The organism is Salinibacterium sp. PAMC 21357, assembly GCF_000247645.1.
In the GTDB taxonomy this organism is placed as follows: domain Bacteria; phylum Actinomycetota; class Actinomycetes; order Actinomycetales; family Microbacteriaceae; genus Rhodoglobus.
The window spans coordinates 168,048-188,188 of the sequence record NZ_AHWA01000006.1 but is presented as its reverse complement, the minus strand read 5'-3'; the positions used below and the strand labels follow the sequence as shown (position 1 = coordinate 188,188).

18 protein-coding genes are annotated in these 20,141 nt (G+C 63.8%); 12 read left to right on the top strand and 6 right to left on the bottom strand.

Going from position 1 to position 20,141, the window contains the following annotated elements; translation table 11 throughout:
• Nucleotides 1-98: 98 nt before the first annotated feature.
• Genes rsmA through metG form a run of 3 tightly spaced genes read right to left on the bottom strand, consistent with a single transcriptional unit; the run spans nt 99 to nt 3,513 of the window.
• A complete protein-coding gene (gene rsmA / locus ON14_RS13460) occupies nt 99-929 on the bottom strand; it encodes a 16S rRNA (adenine(1518)-N(6)/adenine(1519)-N(6))-dimethyltransferase RsmA (RefSeq protein ID WP_010205876.1) in 831 nt (276 codons plus the stop codon).
• A complete protein-coding gene (locus ON14_RS13455) occupies nt 926-1,936 on the bottom strand; it encodes a TatD family hydrolase (RefSeq protein WP_010205875.1) in 1,011 nt (336 codons plus the stop codon). The genes rsmA and ON14_RS13455 overlap by 4 nt, the downstream gene beginning before the upstream one ends.
• The gene (metG, locus tag ON14_RS13450) at nt 1,933-3,513 is read right to left on the bottom strand and encodes a methionine--tRNA ligase (protein WP_010205874.1); all 1,581 of its coding nucleotides are present in this window, start codon (nt 3,511-3,513) and stop codon (nt 1,933-1,935) included. The genes ON14_RS13455 and metG overlap by 4 nt, the downstream gene beginning before the upstream one ends.
• A 188-nt stretch (nt 3,514-3,701) precedes the next feature.
• Between metG and ON14_RS13445 the strand changes: the two genes are divergently transcribed.
• The 4 genes from ON14_RS13445 to ON14_RS15550 all read left to right on the top strand — a co-directional run bounded on the left by ON14_RS13445 (nt 3,702) and on the right by ON14_RS15550 (nt 8,157).
• Nucleotides 3,702-4,490 carry a DeoR/GlpR family DNA-binding transcription regulator gene (locus ON14_RS13445; RefSeq protein ID WP_010205873.1) on the top strand — a complete coding sequence of 263 codons (789 nt, stop codon included), beginning with the start codon at nt 3,702-3,704 and terminating at the stop codon, nt 4,488-4,490.
• Nucleotides 4,487-5,449, top strand: coding sequence for a 1-phosphofructokinase family hexose kinase (locus ON14_RS13440; protein WP_010205872.1), 963 nt, complete (start codon nt 4,487-4,489; stop codon nt 5,447-5,449). The genes ON14_RS13445 and ON14_RS13440 overlap by 4 nt, the downstream gene beginning before the upstream one ends.
• A 98-nt stretch (nt 5,450-5,547) precedes the next feature.
• Nucleotides 5,548-7,632: a PTS fructose transporter subunit IIABC gene (locus tag ON14_RS13435; RefSeq protein ID WP_010205871.1), complete on the top strand. Its 2,085-nt coding sequence runs from the start codon at nt 5,548-5,550 to the stop codon at nt 7,630-7,632.
• A 9-nt stretch (nt 7,633-7,641) separates the two neighbouring features.
• The gene (locus ON14_RS15550; RefSeq protein ID WP_081503575.1) at nt 7,642-8,157 is read left to right on the top strand and encodes an SRPBCC family protein; all 516 of its coding nucleotides are present in this window, start codon (nt 7,642-7,644) and stop codon (nt 8,155-8,157) included.
• Nucleotides 8,158-8,175: 18 nt separating this feature from the next.
• On the opposite strand, the gene rsmI is transcribed toward ON14_RS15550, so the two are convergent.
• Nucleotides 8,176-8,991, bottom strand: a complete 816-nt coding sequence (gene rsmI / locus ON14_RS13425) for a 16S rRNA (cytidine(1402)-2'-O)-methyltransferase (protein WP_010205869.1) — start codon at nt 8,989-8,991, stop codon at nt 8,176-8,178.
• Between the two features lie 192 nt (nt 8,992-9,183).
• Here rsmI and ON14_RS13420 point away from each other — a divergent pair, with 192 nt between their 5' ends.
• A complete protein-coding gene (locus ON14_RS13420) occupies nt 9,184-10,053 on the top strand; it encodes an EamA family transporter (protein ID WP_010205865.1) in 870 nt (289 codons plus the stop codon).
• Between the two features lie 74 nt (nt 10,054-10,127).
• Here the strand turns inward: ON14_RS13420 and ON14_RS13415 are convergent, their stop codons facing one another.
• The gene (locus ON14_RS13415; RefSeq protein ID WP_010205864.1) at nt 10,128-12,665 is read right to left on the bottom strand and encodes an MMPL family transporter; all 2,538 of its coding nucleotides are present in this window, start codon (nt 12,663-12,665) and stop codon (nt 10,128-10,130) included.
• A gap of 109 nt (nt 12,666-12,774) precedes the next feature.
• Between ON14_RS13415 and ON14_RS13410 the strand changes: the two genes are divergently transcribed.
• From ON14_RS13410 to ON14_RS13395, 4 genes are all read left to right on the top strand, one after another.
• Nucleotides 12,775-13,380 (top strand): TetR/AcrR family transcriptional regulator, encoded by a 606-nt coding sequence (locus tag ON14_RS13410; protein WP_202800968.1) that lies wholly within the window; start codon nt 12,775-12,777, stop codon nt 13,378-13,380.
• Nucleotides 13,377-15,167 (top strand): dolichyl-phosphate-mannose--protein mannosyltransferase, encoded by a 1,791-nt coding sequence (locus ON14_RS13405; RefSeq protein ID WP_010205862.1) that lies wholly within the window; start codon nt 13,377-13,379, stop codon nt 15,165-15,167. Before ON14_RS13410 ends, ON14_RS13405 begins: the two co-directional genes overlap by 4 nt.
• A gap of 123 nt (nt 15,168-15,290) precedes the next feature.
• The gene (locus ON14_RS13400; protein WP_010205857.1) at nt 15,291-16,610 is read left to right on the top strand and encodes an O-acetylhomoserine aminocarboxypropyltransferase/cysteine synthase family protein; all 1,320 of its coding nucleotides are present in this window, start codon (nt 15,291-15,293) and stop codon (nt 16,608-16,610) included.
• 2 nt (nt 16,611-16,612) lie between these two features.
• Nucleotides 16,613-17,185: a CoA-binding protein gene (locus ON14_RS13395; protein WP_010205855.1), complete on the top strand. Its 573-nt coding sequence runs from the start codon at nt 16,613-16,615 to the stop codon at nt 17,183-17,185.
• Nucleotides 17,186-17,196: 11 nt separating this feature from the next.
• Here the strand turns inward: ON14_RS13395 and ON14_RS13390 are convergent, their stop codons facing one another.
• Nucleotides 17,197-17,952, bottom strand: a complete 756-nt coding sequence (locus ON14_RS13390; RefSeq protein WP_010205854.1) for a phosphotransferase — start codon at nt 17,950-17,952, stop codon at nt 17,197-17,199.
• Nucleotides 17,953-18,000: 48 nt separating this feature from the next.
• Here ON14_RS13390 and ON14_RS13385 point away from each other — a divergent pair, with 48 nt between their 5' ends.
• The 3 genes from ON14_RS13385 (at nt 18,001) to ON14_RS13375 (ending at nt 20,050) form a co-directional block, all read left to right on the top strand.
• Nucleotides 18,001-18,345 (top strand): HNH endonuclease, encoded by a 345-nt coding sequence (locus ON14_RS13385; RefSeq protein WP_010205852.1) that lies wholly within the window; start codon nt 18,001-18,003, stop codon nt 18,343-18,345.
• Between the two features lie 114 nt (nt 18,346-18,459).
• Nucleotides 18,460-19,275, top strand: coding sequence for a FadR/GntR family transcriptional regulator (locus tag ON14_RS13380; protein ID WP_010205849.1), 816 nt, complete (start codon nt 18,460-18,462; stop codon nt 19,273-19,275).
• Nucleotides 19,256-20,050, top strand: coding sequence for a hypothetical protein (locus tag ON14_RS13375; protein ID WP_010205845.1), 795 nt, complete (start codon nt 19,256-19,258; stop codon nt 20,048-20,050). Before ON14_RS13380 ends, ON14_RS13375 begins: the two co-directional genes overlap by 20 nt.
• Nucleotides 20,051-20,141 lie beyond the last annotated feature (91 nt).

Sequence of the window (20,141 nt, the reverse complement as noted above, 5' to 3'; positions counted from 1 at the left end):
TGCCAACCTACCGTCGTTCGGCACCGAACGGAATGGTTGCTGGCGAGTCAGCGGGCTCGGTGGGCCCGCCGCCGCTCATCCCGCGGGGCTCAGGCTAGCTACGCAGCGCGCGCAATAGCGAGGAAGTCGTGCACTGTGAGCTCCTCGCCGCGGGCCGTCGGTGCGACTCCCGCCGCAATCAGCCGATCGGAGGCGGCAGTGGAGCTGCCCAACACACTCGAGAGCGACTGACGCAACATTTTGCGACGCTGCTGGAACGCGGCATCCACAAGAGCAAACGTTGCTTTACGTTCCTCGATCGTGCCGGGCTGTTCGCGACGCTCAAAGCGCACGAGCACCGAGTCGACGTTGGGAACGGGCCAGAACACCTGACGGCTCACGAGACCGGCGGTGGAGAACTCGCCGTACCACGCAGCCTTGATGCTCGGCGAGCCGTAGACCTTGCTGCCGGGGCCGGCGGCAACGCGGTTGCCAACTTCGGCCTGCACCATGACGAGACCGCGGTCGAGCGAATCGAAGTGCTCCAAGAAGTGCAGCAGCACGGGCACCGAGACGTTGTAGGGCAGGTTTGCGACAAAAACACGGGGGTCATCGGGCAGCTCGGTGACGCGCAACGCGTCGTCAGTGATGACCGTGAGCTGACCATCCGGCTGCAGCTGACTCACCGTGATGGGCAGCTGAGCAGCGAGACGCTTGTCGATTTCAACGGCGACGACGGATGCCCCGGTCTCGAGAATTCCGAGCGTCAACGAACCCAGCCCGGGGCCGACCTCGACCACGGTCTCACCCGAGACGACGTGCGCGGCCTTCACGATGCGGCGCACCGTGTTGGGATCGATGACAAAGTTTTGGCCCAGCTTCTTAGTGGGCTGGATGCCGAGCAGTTCAGCGAGATCGCGGATTTCGGCGGGACCGAGAAGGGTGCTCATCGCGTGCCTGCGTTCTGTGGGGTCGAGGCTGAGGTCGAGGTCGAGGTCGAGGTGGAGGCCGAGGCCGCGCTGAGTGCGCTTGCGGGGGCCGCCTCAATGCCGGAGGGGAGTTCGGTATCCCACGAACCATAGACGGCCTCGGTGGTGGCCGCGAGTTGCGCCGAGAGTTCGAGCTCGCTGATTTCGAGATGCGCCGCCATCGCGCGCACGGTGTGCGGCATCAGGTAGGGAGCGTTCGGCCGACCGCGCAGCGGATGCGGCGTCAGGTAAGGAGCGTCGGTCTCAACCATGATGCGGTCGAGATCGATCACCGACAGCGCTTCGCGAAGGTTCGCCGCGTTCTTGAACGTCACCGTTCCGGCGAACGACAAGAACCAGCCATTGTCGGCGGCGATGCGTGCCATTGCAGCATCGCCCGAGAAGCAGTGGAAGACCGTGCGCTCGGGAGCGCCGACTCTCAGCAACGTCTCGATGACCTCGTCGTGAGCGTCGCGGTCGTGAATCTGCAGCGCCAAGCCGTGCCGCTTAGCAATCGCGATGTGCTCTTCGAAAGAACGGAATTGCGCGGGGCGACCCTCGTCATCCGTGCGAAAAAAGTCGAGTCCCGTTTCGCCGATGGCGCGCACTCGCGGAAGCGCGGCGAGTTCGTCGATGGCGGCGAGCGCAGCATCCAACTCCCCCGCTGCTTCAAGCTCAGGAGCATCGTTCGGGTGAATGGCTACCGCCGCGAGAACCCGCGGGTTGGTGGCGGCGAGCGCGGCCGACCAGCGGCTCGTAGCGACATCCGTGCCGACCTGCACCACACCGCGAACTCCGACCGAAGCTGCCCGGGCGAGGTGCTCGGTGAAGTCGAGGGCGCCGTCGGGCCCGCCGTCAGCGATCTCGAGGTGCGTGTGATTGTCGTAAACCACGCCCTCGAGCGGTTCGGGCAGCGGCGGATACTGCAGCTTCTCAGAGGCTTTCTCGTCGGCGCTGCGGTGCCGCTGCCTGATGAACGGTTCGGTCACGCCGTGCCGCTCTCGGCATCCACTTCGATGCGCGGGAACAGCGACGATTCGAGCGCTGTGACGCGACCCGAGTGTGACCAGTTCCGAGCATCGTCGATGCGCTGCTCGCGCAGTTCGCCGACACCACCGATTGCGGTCCAGAGCTTGTGGGTTGCCTTGGGCAGCACCGGCGACAGCAAAATGGCGAGCGTGCCCAAACCATTGACGGTCGTGGCCAGCACGGTGCCGAGGCGTTCGCGGTTGGCGGGGTCTTTCGACAGCGCCCATGGCTCTTGCTCGGTGATGTACCCGTTGAGTTCATCCACGAGTTGCCACACCGACGAGAGTGCGTCGTTGATGGCGAACTTATCGATGAACGCGTTCGAGTTCTCGGTGGCACGCTTCTGGGTAGCGATAATCGCTTCGTCGGATGTCGTGAGCTCACCGAGCGTCGGAATCTCACCATCGAAGTACTTGTTCACCATCGCGATGACGCGCGAGGCCAGGTTGCCGAAGCCGTTGGCCAGCTCTGCTTGGTAGCGCGCGCTCAAGTCTTCCCAACTGAAGGAGCCGTCTTGACCGAAGGTGATGGCGCTCATGAAGTAGTAGCGGAACGCATCCGAACCGAACGTGTCGGTGATCTGGCTGGGCGCGATACCGGTGAGCTTCGACTTGGACATCTTCTCGCCACCGACGAGCAACCAGCCGTGGCCGAAGACGGCACGCGGCACCGGAAGGTCTGCTGCCATGAGCATGGCGGGCCAGATAACCGCGTGGAAACGAGCGATGTCTTTGCCGACGAGTTGCACGGCAGGCCAACGCTTGGCGAACTGTTCGTCGTCGACGCCGTAACCGATGGCGCTGATGTAGTTGAGCAGAGCGTCGAACCAGACGTACACGACGTGGCTTTCATCCCACGGCACCTTGACGCCCCAGTCAAAGCTGGAACGCGAGATCGAGAGATCGTCGAGACCCTGCTTGACGAACTGAATGATCTCGTTGCGCACGCTCGCGGGCTGCACAAAGTTGGGCTGGCTTTCGTAGAGGTCGAGCAGCTTCTGCCCGAAGTCGCTCATGCGGAAGAAGTAGTTCTTCTCTTTGAGAATCTCGACGGGGCGCGAGTGAATCGCACAGACGAGCTGTCCCTTGTAGTCACCATCGGGAGCAGTGACGAGGTCGTCGAGCTGCTTGTACTCTTCGCAACCGACGCAGTAGTAACCCTCGTACTCGCCGGCGTAGATGTGGCCGTCGTCGTAGAGGCGCTGCAGGAACGTGGCGACGGCCTTCTCGTGACGCTCATCGGTTGTGCGGATGAAGTCGTCGTTGGCGATGTCGATCGTTTCGAGCAGCGGCTGCCAGGAGTCGGCGACGAGACGGTCGGCCCACTCTTGCGGAGTCGTGTTGTTGGCCACGGCGGTGCGCAGAATCTTCTGGCCGTGTTCGTCGGTGCCCGTGAGCAGCCAAGCGTCTTCACCCCGCTGACGGTGCCAGCGCGCAAGAACGTCGGCGGCCACCTCCGTGTACGCGTGCCCAATGTGGGGAACGTCGTTCACATAGAAAATGGGCGTCGCAATATAGAAGGAGTCGCCAGCAGACATGCCTTCATTGTATTCGCCCGTGCCCGCCGGTTACGCCGGGGCTGTGGGTGGTCTCCGCGAGCATCGGATGACCGACTCCTCAATGTGGGAGTTTGTGGTTTTTTCTTTATTTGCGTTGCATTGCCGCGCATAGCCACGTAGTCTCACAGAAACGCAGTCGGGTGCGTTTCAATCGAAGGAGATTACGGATGTACGCAGAAGAGCGGCAACAGCGCATAGAGGGCAAGCTCGCTGAAGCCGGTCGCGTCGCCGTAATCGACCTCGCTCACACGTTCGACGTGTCGAGCGAAACGGTTCGCCGAGACCTCGACCAGCTCGAAGCACGAGGCGTATTGCGCCGCGTGCACGGAGGAGCGGTCTCGGCGGCCCGGATTAGTCGCATCGAAGAGAGCGTCGCCGCCCGCACCGACCGCAACTCCGATGCCAAAGAACGCATTGCTCTGGCCGCGATGACCCTGATTCCGCCGACATTCATGGGCGCGATCAGCCTCGATTCGGGCACCACGACGAACCGCCTAGCGCTGCACTTGCGTGACTGGCAGCCCGCGACATCCGGCGGATCGATGACGGTGATCACCAACTCACTCTCCATCGCTGCCACCGTGAGCGAGAACCCGCACATTGAAGTTCAGCTCATCGGCGGTCGCTTGCGCGGCATCACGGGGGCAGCGGTCGGCCCTGCCACCCTCTCCCAACTCGCGGGCATCCGCCCTGATATCGCTTTTGTGGGCGCTAACGGTGTTCACGCTGAGTTCGGATTCAGCACCCCCGACCCCGACGAAGCTGCTGTGAAGAGCGCCCTCACCCGCGGTTCGCGTCGCGCCATCGCTCTGGTTGATGCCTCGAAGCTCGGCCTCGAAACGCTCCTCAGTTTTGCCGCACTCTCGGAGGTCGACACGATCATTACCGACGAGTCGCCCGACGATGATCTCGCTCAGGCGCTCGAGCGCGCGGCTGTCGAAACGGTGATCGCATGATCGTCACCGTCACCGCCAACCCGAGTCTCGATCGCACGATCGAGCTCGCCTCCGCTCTCGACCGCGGCCAAGTTCAGCGCTCGGTGGACAGCAGCGAGCAGCCAGGGGGTAAGGGCGTCAACGTCTCGCGCGCGCTCATCGCCTCAGGGCTCGACACCGTCGCTGTGCTGCCCGGCGATGCGTCAGACCCGATGTTCGTCGCCCTGTGCGCTGAACACACTCCGACCGCCGGCCTGCCGATTGCCGGTCGCGTGCGCTCCAACGTCACCATCACCGAGCCCGATGGCACCACCACCAAGATCAACGAGCCCGGGCCACAGCTCACGGCTGCCGATGATGCGGCCCTTATCGACCTTGTGGTGTCGCACGCTCGTCGCGCCGAATGGGTTGTGCTCGCTGGGTCGCTCCCGCCGGGCCTGAGCGATGACTTCTACGTTCGCGTCGTTCTGGCGATTCGGGCGGCGGGCGATGGCACGGGGCCTCGCGTCGCCGTTGACTCTTCCGGTGCGCCGATGAGAGCCCTGATCGAATCTGGCATCGGCGTCGACCTCATCAAACCCAATTCCGAAGAACTCGCGGAACTCACCGGGCTCCCCGACACCTTCGAGAGCGATCCGGATGCCGCCGCCGCCGCCGCGCTCGGCCTCGTCGCTCGCGGCTGCCGCGCTGTGCTCGCCACCCTCGGGTCGCGCGGGGCACTCCTCGTGACCGCCGACGAGACTTGGCGCGCCACCATGCCTCCCGTCGCTGCCAAAAGCACCGTCGGAGCGGGCGATGCCTCACTGGCTGGCTACCTCTTAGCCGATCAGCGCGGCGCCGCCCCCGAACGACGCCTCGCGCAGGCCGTCGCTCACGGAGCTGCTGCCGCCTCCCTCCCCGGCAGCACCATGCCGAGCCCCGATCTCACTCATCCCGACACCGCTGACGTGCATCTGCTCAGCCGCTCGGAAACACCGTAAAACCCCGCACGCTCAACACCAGCACGCCTCACACCACTACGCCTCACACCAGCACGCTCAACCTCAGCACCACCACTGCTGCCTACAAGGAGAAAGCAATGTCGCACCTCATCACTCCCGACCTCGTCTTGTTGGATGCCGATCTCGGCACCGACCGCGCGGGTGTCATCCGCGCACTGACGAATCTCGTCGCCGAACAGGGCCGCGCCACCAACGCCGAATCGCTCTTCGACGACGCGTGGGCCCGCGAGCAACTCACCGACACCGGCGTTCCGGGCGGCATCGCCATTCCGCACTGCCGATCTGAAGCGGTCACCGAACCGACCCTCGTGATGGCACGGCTGAAGCCCGCCGTCGACTTTGGTGCTGCGGATGCTCCCGCCGACCTCATCTTCTTGATCGCAGCCCCGGCCGGTGCAGACAAAGAACACCTCACGGTGCTCTCAGCTCTCGCCCGCTCGCTCGTGAACCCCGAATTCGTCGACAGCTTGCGTGCCGCCGCCACCCGGGAAGACATTGTTGCGCTCGTGGAGCAGGCCACCGCCCCCGAGGAGAAGGCCGCGCCTGCGGCCGGTGTCGCTGGCGTCGCGGGTGCTGCTGGTGCCCCTGCCGCTGCCGCAACTGGCGGCGTCGCGGCTGGCGCTGCTGAGACCGAGACGCCAGCCGTCGCCAGCGCTGCTGGTGCCCGGCCCATCCTGATCGCGGTTACCGCGTGCCCGACCGGCATCGCCCACACCTACATGGCCGCCGATTCACTCGCCGCCGCCGCTGAGCGTGCCGGTGTCGAGCTCCACGTCGAGACTCAGGGTTCGTCGGGGGCAACGCCGCTCGATCCTGCGGTTATTGCTGCGGCATCCGCTGTGATCTTTGCTGTTGATGTGGATGTGCGCGACAGGGCCCGTTTCGCCGGCAAGGCTCTCGTGCAGTCCCCCGTGAAGCGCGGTATTGATGCACCAGACGAGATGATCGCCGAAGCCCTCGCCGCTGCCAGCGACCCCAAAGCGGCCCGTGTTGCCGGTGGCGAAGCGGCCGCCGAGAGCACGAGCAGCACCACCGATGAGCACTTCGGTCAGACAGTGAAGCGGGCCCTGCTCACCGGCGTGAGCTACATGATTCCCTTCGTGGCCGGTGGCGGCCTGCTGATCGCCCTCGGCTTCTTGCTCGGTGGCTACTTGATTACCGATACTGCCAGCGACATCATCACGCAAAACAGTTTGTGGAATCTGCCCGATGGCGGAGTCGGCGCCTACCTCGGTGCTGCAGCCTTCAAAATCGGCCAGGCCTCGATGGGGTTCCTTGTTCCCGCCCTTGCCGGTTACATCGCCTATGCGATCGCCGACCGCCCCGGCATCGCCCCCGGCTTCACCGCCGGAGCGGTTGCTGGCCTCATGGGTGCAGGCTTCCTCGGCGGAATCGTCGGCGGACTCCTCGCCGGTGTTGCCGCTCACTGGCTCGCCCAGCGCAAGACCGCGGCCTGGTTCCGTGGCCTCATGCCCGTTGTCGTGATCCCGCTGCTCGCGTCGATCTTCGCCTCCGGCCTGATGGTGCTCATTCTTGGCGGACCGATCGCAGCCCTCACCGTTGGCCTCAACGACTTTCTCAACGGCTTGAGTGGTGCATCAGCAATCGTTCTTGGTCTCATTCTGGGAGCCATGATGGGCTTCGACCTTGGTGGCCCGGTCAACAAAGTCGCGTATGCGTTTGCTGTTGCTGGACTCGGTGCCGGCGCAATCGACAACCAGGCACCGTGGATGATCATGGCCGCCGTCATGGCATCGGGAATGGTTGCTCCGCTCGCGATGGCTCTCGCCTCCACCGTGCTCGCTCGTCGTCTGTTCTCGCCCGTCGAGAAAGAAAACGGCAAAGCAGCGTGGTTGCTTGGCGCTTCGTTCATCTCGGAAGGCGCCATCCCATTCGCTGCAGCTGACCCGCTGCGTGTTATTCCCGCCAGTGCGATCGGCAGTGCGGTTACCGGGGGAATCATCATGGCCGCCGGCGTCACCTCGCAGGCACCGCACGGCGGCGTCTTCGTGTTCTTCGCGATCAACCCGTTCCCGATGTTCCTGCTCGCAATCGTTGCGGGAACAATCGTCACAGCACTGATCGTGGTCGCCCTCAAGCGCTTCACACGAAAGAGCGAAACGGTGGCCTCCGCCGCCGCTCAGGTACCGGCGGCCGCCTAAAGTCGTAGGCTGGAGACCGGGCGCCCTGCGGCTCATTCGCAGAGTGCCCGGTCTCGACACTGCGCAAGGAGCCTCAATGAAGATCAGCGACAACGTATACATCGATGCTCGGTCGAGCGCGTATTTGAGATTTTCTGCGACCTCGACCAGGCCCCGACCAACGTCAGCGGCATCATTTCGCTCGAGATTCTCGAGGGGCCGGCTCAGTTAGCTGTAGGCACCAAGTGGCGCGAGACGCGCACCTTTGCCGGCAAAGAGGCCACCGAAGTGATGTGGGTAACCGCGTACGAAGAGGATGTGTCGTACACCGTCGACGCCCGATCGCACGGCATGCACTACCAAAGCGTGTACCTCTTCATGCCGAGTCATGGCGGCACCCGCCTCGACTACCGGTTCACGATGACGCCCCTCACGTTCGGGGCTCGCCTGATGAGCGTCGTCGGGTTGTTGTTTCTCGGCGCGACTAAGAAAGCGCTCACTAAGGACCACCACGAGTTGAAGTTAGCCTGCGAGGCGCAGGCCTAATCGACCTGAGCCCGAGGGCTACTTCTTCTTGGCCTGTAGCGCCGCTTCGTACAGTTCGCGCTTGCTCAGTCCGGTCTGCTCCGCTACTTCGGTCGCCGCTTCTTTCAAACGGGCACCATCAGCGACGAGTGAGAGCACGTACGTGACCGCTGTCGGCAGGTCGGATGTCGCGGGGGCCGCGCCCTCGACCACGAGACAGATCTCGCCCCGGGCACCATCTTTGAACTTCTCGGCAAGCTCGGCCGCGGTGCCGCGAGCAACCTCTTCATACATCTTGGTCAGCTCGCGGCAGACGACAGCGCGGCGATCGTCGCCGAGAGCGGTGGCTAAATCGGCGAGCGCCGCGGGCAAACGGTTGGGGCTCTCGAAAAACACCATCGTGCGTTCTTCACGAGCGAGGCTCCGAAAGTAAGCGACCCGGCCTTTGCGCGGCAGGAAGCCTTCGAAGCTGAAGCGATCCGTCGGCAAGCCCGAGACCGCGAGAGCGGTGAGCACGGCGCTTGGTCCCGGCAGAGCAGTAACCGTCACCCCTGCTGCGGCAGCCGCCGAGACGAGAGGGAATCCCGGGTCGCTGATGGCGGGCATGCCCGCGTCACTGAGAACAAGAACATCGGCGTTGCGGGCCAGTTCAACGATCTCCGCCGCCTTCTCCGACTCGTTGTGTTCATGCAACGGGATCAGCCGCGGGCGGTTGTCGATGCCGAGCGCGCGCATGAGGTGAATGGTCGTGCGGGTATCTTCGCTCGCAATCACCTCAGCGTTCGTGAGTGCCTCGATGAGACGCTGAGAAGCGTCGCCCAAGTTGCCGATGGGAGTCGCCGCAAGAATGATCACTGACCCATTCTCCCACCGGCGGGAGTTGTGCGCTGCGTCGGCACAATGCGTGCAAGCTAGTCACCGTTTCGGCGACGGCTGAGGGCCAGGAATGCGGCGCGCACGGGGGCGTACCGAGCATCCGTTCTGAGGTCGTAGTGTTGCACTATGTCGACTCCCCCGCCCTTGAGAGGAACCCCGCTGGGCGCCGTGATGCTCGTCGTCTTCGGGCTCATCTTTCAAGACGTGGGCGCCTCCGTTGCTGTGCTGCTCTTTCCCGAAGTCGGGCCCGCGGGCATGGTCTCGCTGCGGCTCGTTTTTTCGGCGGCAATCCTGCTCGCCATCGCGCGGCCGAACCTGCGCGCGATCTCGAAACGCGCCTGGCTCATGGCTCTCGTTTTTGGCATTTCGCTCGGCGGCATGAATCTGCTGTTCTACGAAGCTCTCTCGCGCGTCGACCTCGGCGCGACCGTCACGATCGAGGTTCTTGGCCCTCTGGTTCTCTCCGTCATCGTCGCCCGTCGCGCCAGCGCCTGGCTCTGGGCGGTGCTCGCCTTCGCGGGTGTTGCCCTGCTGAGCCTCGGCAGCGTCGGCGCCCTCGACCCGGTCGGCGTCGCCTTTGCCCTCGCCGCCGCCGTCTCCTGGGCTGGCTACATTCTGGCGTCGCGCAAGACTGGGCAGGTCTTTGCCGGGCTGGATGGCCTCGCCATCGCTATGGCAATCGGCGCGATCATCAGCCTCCCCTTCGGCATCACCCAAGCGGGCAGCACTCTGCTCGAGCCGTCTATCCTGGTGCGTGGTTTGGCCGTAGCGATTTGTTCTTCAGCGATCCCTTACGCCCTCGAACTCATTGCCTTGCGTCGCATCTCGGCTGCCGCCTTTTCGGTGCTCATGGCACTGGCTCCGGCCATCGCGACGGGTGCCGGATTTTTCGTGCTTGGCCAAAACATCACACTGATTCAGGGCGTGGGAATCGCGCTCGTGATCGCGGCCTCCATCGGGGCGGTGCGGGCAGCATCCCGCATCCCCGGCGCTCCCGGGGCAGGGCCAAACGCACTACTGCCCGAAGAGACTCCGCTGTAGCGGGACGTCCCTCCGGGCAGTGAACACCGCGGGTGCGGATGCGGTCTGGTGCGGATGCTGCGTGGAGGCTGGCGCTAGCGAGCGGTCGGCGACGACTCCGAGGCAGTGCTCGCGTCATCCGCAGCATGGATCGGGTGGCTGCGCTCAAGGGCTGAGCCCTCGACATCCACGCTCGGCAGAATGCGGTCGAGCCAGCGAGGCAACCACCACACCGACTTGCCGAACAGGTGCATCAGGGCCGGGACCAACATCATCCGCACCACGAAGGCGTCGAAGAGCACGCCGATGGCGAGGCCGAAGCCGAGCGGGCGAACGATCGCTAAGTGCGAGAAGACGAAGCCGCCGAAGACGGCGATCATGATGATCGCCGCAGCGGTGACGACGGCACGACCACTGCGGAGTCCGCTCATGACGGCGGCCCGAGCGGGCACGCCGTGAATGTAGGCTTCGCGCATTCCCGAGACGAGGAACAGTTGGTAGTCCATGGCGAGACCGAACAGCACGCCCATGATGATGATCGGGGCGAAGTTCAGCAGCGGACCGGGGTCAGTGACGCCGAAGAGCGCTCCCAACCAACCCCACTGGTACACGGCCACCATGGAGCCAAACGCCGCGAGCAGCGACAGCACGTAGCCCAGGGTCGCGATCACGGGCACGAGCAGCGAACGGAACACCAGAATCAGGATGATCAGCGAGAGCCCTACGACCACCGCGAGGTACAGCGGCAGTACGTTGGCGAGCTTCTCGGAGATGTCGATGTTTCCGCTGGCCGAGCCGGCAACGCCGAGTTCGATGTCTCCCGTGAGCGGAGAACTGTCGCGCAGTTCATGAACGAGTTCTCCCGTCGACACGCTCGTGGGCCCCTCCACCGGAACGACTTGGAACGCAAAGTAGTCCCGATCAGCGGAGACACCGATCGGCGCGACCGCTTCCACATCAGCAAAGGCCAATAGCTGGTCGGCCAGATCGGCTTGAGTTTCGAGTTCCGCGCCTTCGGCAACACCTGCGGGAAGGGTCGCCGTCACCAGAAGGCTGCCGTTCTGACCAGCCCCAAATTCTTCGGCGATGGCCGTGTACGTGCGGTACTGGGTCGAATCGGCAGGCTCTGACGAACCATCTGGAAGCCCCAAGCGCATCGAGAGCGCGGGGATCGCCACGATCAGCAGCCCCAGCGTCGCCACGATCAGCATGACCACCGCGCGGCTCGTGCGCATGGCGCGCGCCGGCGGAAGAACGTGCGATTCGTGGCCGATCTTGGCGCGGGCCTTGCGAGAAAGAACCCGCTCGCCGAGAAGCGCTAGCAGCGCGGGGGTCAGGCTCACGGCGATCAGCACCGAGATGAGAACGCAGACAGCGCCCACCGTTCCCATGACGCCCAAGAACGGGATGCCGCTGATGTTCAGCGCGAGCAGAGCGACGAGAACCGTCGACCCGGCGAAGAGCACCGCGTTGCCCGAAGTGCCGTTAGCGAGACCGATCGACTCGTGCAGATCCATGCCCGCCGCGAGTTGGCGACGGTGACGCTGCACAATGAAGAGGGTGTAGTCGATACCGACTGCGAGGCCGAGCATCACGCCCAGAATCGGAGTGACGGAGGTCATATCGACAACGCCGGAGAACGCAAGCGAACCCGCGACCCCCACGCCAACACCGATAATCGAGGAAACGATCGGCAAGGTTGCGGGCAAGAAGGAACGGAACAGCACGAGCAGAACAAGACCCGCCAGCAGCACACCGATGATCTCGCCGATTCCCAAGAGGCCATCGGTCGAGGTGGTGATGGATGACGAGTAGTCGACCGTGACGCCATCAATATCAATGGCATCCAGTTCGGCGGCAATCGCGCTCTTCGTCTCGCCCGAGAGGTCGAGCAGTTCGCTGTCAAACGTGATGAGGCCGAGGGCCGTGGCCCCGTCGTCGGAGACGAAGCTGATCGCTGAGGCAGCATCAAGAAGTCGCTCGCCATACCCGAGCTGTTGCTCTTGGTCATCGATGACGGCAAGGTTCTCGTCGATCGTGGTCTGCTGAGCAGCAAGCTCAGCCGCTCCGGCATCGAGTTGCGCCTGCTGCGCCTCAAACTGGGCAACCGCAGCATCATAGAAGCCGGCGGCTTGGGCCTGCTCGATAGCCGCATCAAGCTGGACCTGACCGGCCTCTAGTTGTTGCGTGCCCGCATCCAACTGAGTCTGGCCGTCGGCAAGCTGCTGTGTGCCCGCGTCGATCTGTTCGCGACCGTCTACGAGCTGCTGCGCTTGCTCTTCGCGCTGGGCGTCAGTCTCGAAGGGGTCAATGACTGCGGTGACATCGTTTTGCGATGTGAGGCCGGCGAGAGCATCCGTGATCTCGGTCTGTTGCGTGTCAGAAAATGAGCTGCCGTCTTCTGATCCAAACACGACCGTCGCGGAGATACCGCCGACGTCACCCAGCTGTTCGGTCAGTTCAGAGGCGACACGTTCAGTTTCGGTGCCCGGAATCGTCATGGTGGAGGAGAGGGTGCCGCCGAAGAGGGCAAAGCCGCCGACCGCCAAGCCCAACACGGCAAGCCAGCTGACGACAAAGAGCCAAGCACGGCGAGCCGACAAGCGGCCAAGGCGGTACAGGAATTCAGCCATGCTGAAGCAAACCTCTCGTCGGGAACATAGAAACGAGCACTTCATCGGGCCTGCGTTCATCGTATTCGCAACCGGGGAGTTTTCCAACAGTTGTCGGAATACTCCCATCTTGAGCCGAGTCATCTGCGACAATCAGGGAATGGATGCTCGAGTCGAACGAACCCGGCGAAGCCTGCAACAGGCGCTCTTCGCCCTCACTCAAGAGCACCCCTTTGATGAAGTAACGGTCTCCGAAATCGTGGAACGCGCTGGCGTCAATCGCAGCAGCTTCTACCAGCACTACGCCGACAAAGAGACACTGCTTGCCTTCGCGATCGAAGCCGCCGCGGATGAAGCGGGGGTGCAACTCGTCGACCTCGACCCCCTCAGCACTAACCCACCCCCTGCCCTGGAGAACTACCTCTCTCACCTCGACAGCAACGCCGCCGTCTACGCCAGCGCCCTCGGCCCCCGGGGCTCCGCGTTCGTCGCGTCACGCTTGCGAGCACGCCTCAATCTCATCGTGCGCCAAGGAATCCTCGACCACGACCCCGACGCCCCCGATGGCATCGGCCTAGACATCGCCAGCGCCAGCATCACCGGCGCCACCTTCGGAATCATCGACGCCTGGCTCACCATGACCCCACGTCCCCCAGCCCGTACCGCTGCCGACTGGATCTGGCACACCTTCACCGCGCCCCACGAACGCGCGACGCTGAGTACGATTGCGGAGTGAACCAGAGCAACCCGCGCGACTTCGACGCCATTGTGGCGAGCGATTCGGCGTGGGGTTCGGCTGCACAGAGTGATGCGACTGCTGGGGCTGATGGTGCTGCGGGGGCTGCGGAGGCTGCGGAGGCTGCGGAGGCTGCGGGGGCTGCGGAGGTTGCGGGGGTTGCGGGGGTTGCGGGGGTTGCGGACGGCGCTGCTGTGGACCACGCCGATGCCGACGGGCACCACTACCCCGACGAGGGCTCGCTTCTCGATGACTGGTGGGCGGCGAGAAATCCGCTGACCCGCCGCTGGCTCGGGTGGGCTGGGCCGGCGATCGTGCTGGTGATCGCGGCGTTCACGCGACTGGTCGGCCTCGGGCATCCGGCGTCGCTGGTTTTCGATGAGACCTTCTATGTGAAGGATTCGTGGACGCTCGTGAACCTCGGCTACGAGGCGCAGTGGCCTGCCGAAGCTGACGCTCTCTTCAATAGCGGCAAGGCCAATATCTTTCTGAGCGATCCGTCGTTTGTGGTGCATCCACCGCTCGGAAAGTGGCTGATCGGGTTGGGAATGCTGCCGGGCGGCGGCGAAGACCCGTTCGGGTGGCGTATCGCGACAGCCATCGTCGGCATTCTCGCCGTCGTGGTGCTCATGCTGATCGCCAAGAAACTGTTCGGCTCCACGCTGCTCGCGACCCTCGCCGGACTGCTCATGGCGATCGACGGCAATGCGATTGTCATGAGCCGGGTCGCCCTGCTTGACAACTTTGTGATGATTTTTGCCCTGCTCGGCGTCGGCGCCATGCTGCTCGATCGCGAGCACTCGGCCACCCGGTTAGCGCTCTGGATCAGTCGCCGCGGCGAGCGCGGCGCCTCCACCGAATGGGGCCCGGCTCTGTGGTGGCGACCGTGGCTCATGCTCGCCGCCGTTGCCTTCGGCCTTGCCGCCGCCGTCAAATGGAACGGCCTCTACTTCTTGGCCGCTTTCGCTGTTTACAGCCTGGTGGTGGATGCCCTCGCTCGCCGTCAGGCTGGCATCGGCTTCTGGGGTTCCGGCACTCTCTTCAAGCAAGCGCCCGTGAGCTTTCTGCTCACGGTTCCCATTGCGCTGCTCGCCTACCTCAGCACCTGGGCGGGCTGGTTTCTCAGCGACAACAGCTACGACCGGGACTGGGCCGAATCCGACGGCAACGCGTGGACGGGCGTGCTCAGCTGGGTGCCCCTCGACCTCCAGAGCCTGTGGCATTTTCAGTCCAGCGTCTACAGCTATCACGTGGGCGAAAACCGACCACATCCGTATCAAGCCAACCCGCTGACCTGGCTGCTACTGATTCGCCCGACGAGCATGTTTTACGAAAACTCTGTTCGTGGCGACAGCGGATGCCTCGCGGATGCTTGCGGCGCCTCCATCTCCGGCATCGCCAACCCGATCATCTGGTGGGCTGCGACCGCGGCCATGCTGTACCTCGTGTACCGGCTGGTGCGCTACCGCCAGTGGCAGACCGGCTTCATTCTGATGGGCGTCGCTGCCGGCTACTTGCCCTGGCTCTTGTACTTGAACCGCACCGTTTTCCAGTTCTACACAATCGTGTTCGAGCCGTACCTAATCCTGGCTTTGGTTGCGGCGCTCGGGGTGATCCTCGGCACGCGAGACGACGACCGGTATCGGCGCACGAGCGGCTTCGGAGTCGTGGCCGTGTTTCTGGTCGTCGCGATTGCGGTCAGTGTGTTCTTCTGGCCCCTCTGGACCGGCCAGGTCATCGACTACGACCTGCTGCGCCTGCGCTGGTGGCTGCCGACCTGGGTCTAGGGCAGCCACAGCAGCCAAGACTGCGGCCGCGGTGCACGCCGACGCGAGCGCAAACCAGCCGTTTCGTGGCGTTCTGTTACGTCGCGGACGCGGCTGCGGCATCCGGTTGGGTAGCCTGTGGCTATGGCTGAGCAGAGCGGTTCCGACCGCAACTATGGTTTTCGCACGCGCGCTATACATGCGGGCAACATTCCCGATGCGACAACGGGCGCGCGCGCCTTGCCGATTTACCAGACCAGCGCCTACGTCTTCGATGACACCGCGGATGCCGCCGCCCGCTTTGCGCTGCAGAAGTACGGCAACATCTACTCCCGGCTCGCTAACCCGACGGTGGCCAGCTTCGAGGAACGGGTCGCGTCTCTCGAGGGCGGACTCGGCGCCGTCGCCACCGGCAGCGGACTGAGCGCGCAGTTCATCACCTTTGCGGCATTGGCGGGTGCGGGCGATCACATCGTCTCGAGTGCCAACCTGTATGGCGGTTCCATTACTCAGCTGGATGTCACGCTGCGCCGTTTTGGGGTCGAAACCACGTTTGTGCGCTCCTCCGACCCTGCCGACTATGCGGCGGCGATCACCCCGAAGACGAAGCTGATCTTTGCGGAGACCATCGCGAACCCGTCCGGCGAGATCGCGGACATCGAGGGACTCGCTGAAGTCGCGCACGCGCACAACATCCCCCTCGTGATCGACTCCACAGTCGCGACCCCGTATCTGAGCCGGCCGATCGAATGGGGCGCCGACATCGTCACGCATTCGGCGACGAAGTTCTTGGGTGGCGCGGGCACGACTCTCGGCGGCGTAGTCGTGGAGAGCGGGCGCTTCGACTGGGCCACCGATCGCTTTCCCCTCTTCGATGAGCCGGTGCCGAGCTATGGCGGCCTCAACTGGAGCGGCAATTTTGGCGAATACGCCTTCCTTACTCGCTTGCGCGCTGAGCAGTTGCGTGACATCGGACCGGCCCTGTCGCCGCACTCGGCCTGGTTGCTCGCGACTGGGGTCGAGACCCTTCCCTTCCGGATGCAAGCCCACGTCGATAACGCCCGCATCGTTGCCGAGTGGCTGGATGCTGATCCGCGGGTCGAGACCGTGTACTGGGCAGGGCTGCCCGGGCATCCGCACTTCGAGCGTGCTCAGAAGTATTTGCCGAAGGGCGCCGGTTCGGTGTTCTCCTTCGAGGTGCGCGCGACGGGCACTCAGGGCAGCCGGGAGGTGGGCCAAAAGTTCATCGAGAGCGTGGAACTGGCCAGCCACCTTGCCAACATTGGTGACGCAAAGACGCTCGTGATTCATCCCGCATCGACAACCCACGCGCAGCTCACCGAGCAACAGCTGATCGACGGCGGCGTGCTGCCGGGTGTCGTGCGCATTAGCGTAGGCATCGAAGACCCGGAAGACATCATCGCCGATCTCGACCAGGCGCTGACCGCCGCGACGAAAGGCTAAGGATGTCGACCGAAGAAGTACAGACGACCCAGCTCAGCAATGGGCTCACGTGCGATCTGCCCGCCAGCTCGCCGCTCGCCAAGCTGCTCAAGTCGCAGCGAACCTGGGTGGGACCGGATGCCAGAAAACGTGCCGCCATTCTGCGCGGCGCGAAGTCGATTGCGATCGTCGGCGCCTCCCCCAATCCCTCACGGTCGAGCTATTTCGTGGGCACCTACCTGCTGCAGTCGACCGACTACACGGTGTATTTCGTGAACCCCAACGCCGACACGATTCTGGGCCAGAAGGCCTACCCCGACCTGGCATCGTTGCCCGAAGTGCCCGACATTGTGGATGTCTTCCGCAAGGCCAGCGACATCCCCGCAGTGATCGACGATGTGCTCGCGATCGGCGCGAAAGCGGTCTGGGTGCAGCTCGGCATCTGGAACGAAGAAGCCGCCGTCTACGGCGAATCGCAGGGCCTCACGATCGTGATGGACCGCTGCCTCAAGGTCGAGCACGCGCGCTTCAACGGCGGCCTCAACCTCATGGGCTTCGATACCGGCGTTATTTCGTCGCGTCGCGCGGGGCGCTAGACGACCGGCTCTTAGTCCGGCTGCTGGCTCGTTCGACGCTCGTCAGCCATGAGCTCGCGTAGAAAGTTCGCGTCGCGGTCGTACTCCGCGGCATCGTCTGTCAGTTGCGGCTTCGAGAGCTCAACGGCCTTGTCGCGGGACATCTGGGCAAGGTCGTGAAGGCGAATGATCGCGACCCGCAGAACGTCGCTCCACGTCGCATCCGAACCGTAAGCCTGCAAGAGAAGTTCGACTCGGCGGCGAGCGTCTTCGACGCCCGGAGCGTTGTGGGGAGTCACCGACGTCAATGGGACTGCCCGCGTCGCGAAGTACGCAATGTCCCACAGTCGCGGTCCCGGCGAGCACATATCGAAATCGATTGCCCCCACAAGCCTTCCGTCAACGAAGGCAAGATTATGCGGCGAAAAGTCGTTGTGGCAGATCACCTCGGCGGGTACCTTCGCCGGCGATTGCCACACGGCGCCGTCTAGCCCGAAACCGATGCTGGCATCGTGCAACTGGCGAAGGCGACGGGCGCCCTCCTGAAGCACAGCATCCGTCCACACAAAATCGGGCAACGGATACAGCGGCACGTCGCCCTCGATGAACGACAGACGCTCCCGAGCGCCCTCGATACCGATCGGTCGCGGTGCCCAATCAACCCCGGCGATAGCGAGATAGTCGAGGTAGCGGTGCACCGTCGGTGTCCACGGGCCAGCATTGCGAAGCACAGTGTCACCACTGCGTTCAACGGCGTTCATGTTTCCGCCGGGAAGAAGACCATCCATCGTTTCAGCTTAGGCCGCTGTTCGCGGTGGGTGCAGTAACTTAGCGGTATGGCTGTGGCTCAGACTCGACGCGCTCGCGCTGCCCGACGCCGCAAACGTCGGGTCGAGGCCGCCGACAACAACCTCACCGCCGAGCAGTGGGAACAGCTCAAACGCGAGTGGGGCGGTTGTGCCTATTGCGCCGCGACCGACACTGCTCTGCAAAAGGATTGCGTTCAGCCGATCTCTCGCGGCGGCAGCTACACCGTCGGCAACGTTGTTCCCGCCTGCGGCTCCTGCAACGCCAGCAAAAGCAACAGCGAAGTGACCTCCTGGATGCGCCGCAAACGCCTCGACGAGCGCGCCTTCCTCACGCAATACGTGCATGTGCGGCAGGCATTGGGTCTGATTTAGCGCTGAGCGGCACAGAATCGGTCAGCCCCGAAAGGGTTCACCAACTCCACCCGCTAAAGTTGCAGATCAGATTAGCTGCATGAACAGTCCTGCAGGCGACGGGAGAAGGCCGTGGTGTCGAAGTCATCAAGCGCCCCGCCCTCCGCTCGCACCGCGGTGTTCTCGCAAATCTCGGCCAGCGGCCGAGTCGAGCAGGTTGTGCAACGGCTGACAGATGCCATCGTGCTCGGGGTGCTCGTGCCCGGCGAGCGCCTTCCCAGCGAATCCCAGCTTGCCAAACGCTTCGGCGTCGCGCTTGTGACCGCCCGCGAAGCGCTCAGCCTCCTGCGGGAGAACGGTCTCATTGAGACCCGCAGAGGCCGCGAGGGCGGCAGCTTCGTAACTCCACCGCACGCTCGGCATGGCGCAGTCCTGCGTGCCCGGCTCGGCGCACTCTCCCGCGTCGATCTTCAAGACATGGGTCTATACCTGTCGGTGATCACCGCTGCTGCCGCGGCGCACGCCGCGGACAGAGTTCTGGATTCGGATATCGACAACCTTCGCCGATTGGTCGTCCCAGAACTCCCGGAATCGGATCAGGCAGCGGGAAGAGCAGAGGGCGCGTTTCACATTCAGCTGGCGGTGCTCAGCCAATCTGCGCGATTGGTGCGAGATCAAATTCGGCTTCAGGCAGAATTTGGACCGTTGCTTTGGTACGCCTCAGACATCACGACTGCAGGACGGCCAGGAGGTGGTGCTGCAACTGACAGCACCGAGCCGAACACCGTCACCGCGACGTGCTCGGCTTATCAGTTGAGCGTGGTCGATGCGCTCGCGGCACGGGATCCACGCGGGTCTAGGGCTGCAGTCGAACACCACTTCTCTGATCACCTCGCCCAGCTTCTTGAGGCGAAGGCTGCCGTCGATCGAGGTGATCCTCTTGAGAACTGAGACAACCCCACCCGCAACCGCAACCGCAACCGCAACCGCGCAGCTAACTGCGTGCGCGGGGGTCGTTTCTGAGTTCTTCGCAGACGTGTTCACTCAATTGGACCACTGGCAGTCGCAGGTCCAGTCGGTTGATGGACGACTCCACGGGGCCGAACTCGATGAGGTGGTTGCTGCGTTCGCCATCCCCGCGCTTGAGCGGCCCGATTCTGCGCTGATTGGCGCCGGGTTCATCGGCGATGCTGGAGATGATTCTGGCGGGAGCCTCCACTTCGCATGGTGGATCGGTCCGATCGATGCGAACCCGTTGCTGGCCGAAACGACACAATCTACGAGACTGGATGTCACGGAGCGAAGGTACGCCGACTATGTCAGCGACTTCTCCGCGCTTGAGTGGTACCGGATGCCACAATCGATGAAGCAGACGCACGTGACAGGGCCGTACGTCGACTACCTCTGCACCTGCGATTACATCCTGACGATCACCGCGCCCGTGTTCGTCGACGCCGACAGGACCGGGGTGGAGGAAATGTTTGGCGTGGTGGGAGCTGACGTGTTTGTTCGCAATTTCGAGCGAGCCGTCATGCCTTCCCTGCTGGCCATCCCCGCGGATGCCGCAGTGCTGAACGAGTCTGGTCGCGTCGTGGTCTCCACAGATCCCGGCCTTCCGGTGGGCTCGGTCCTGAGCGAAGCAGCCAAGGAACGCGAGTGGAAGACCATCGCGTGCGCAGAGGGGCCGTTCAGTGTCGCCATGCGTAAAAAAGACACTCCTCGATAAATTTTGAGAAAACGCGTGACAGGGATACATCTATCTCCATAAGATTGCCGTATCGCGCCCCAACGGAGGGGTACGGCACCCTAATTCAGGA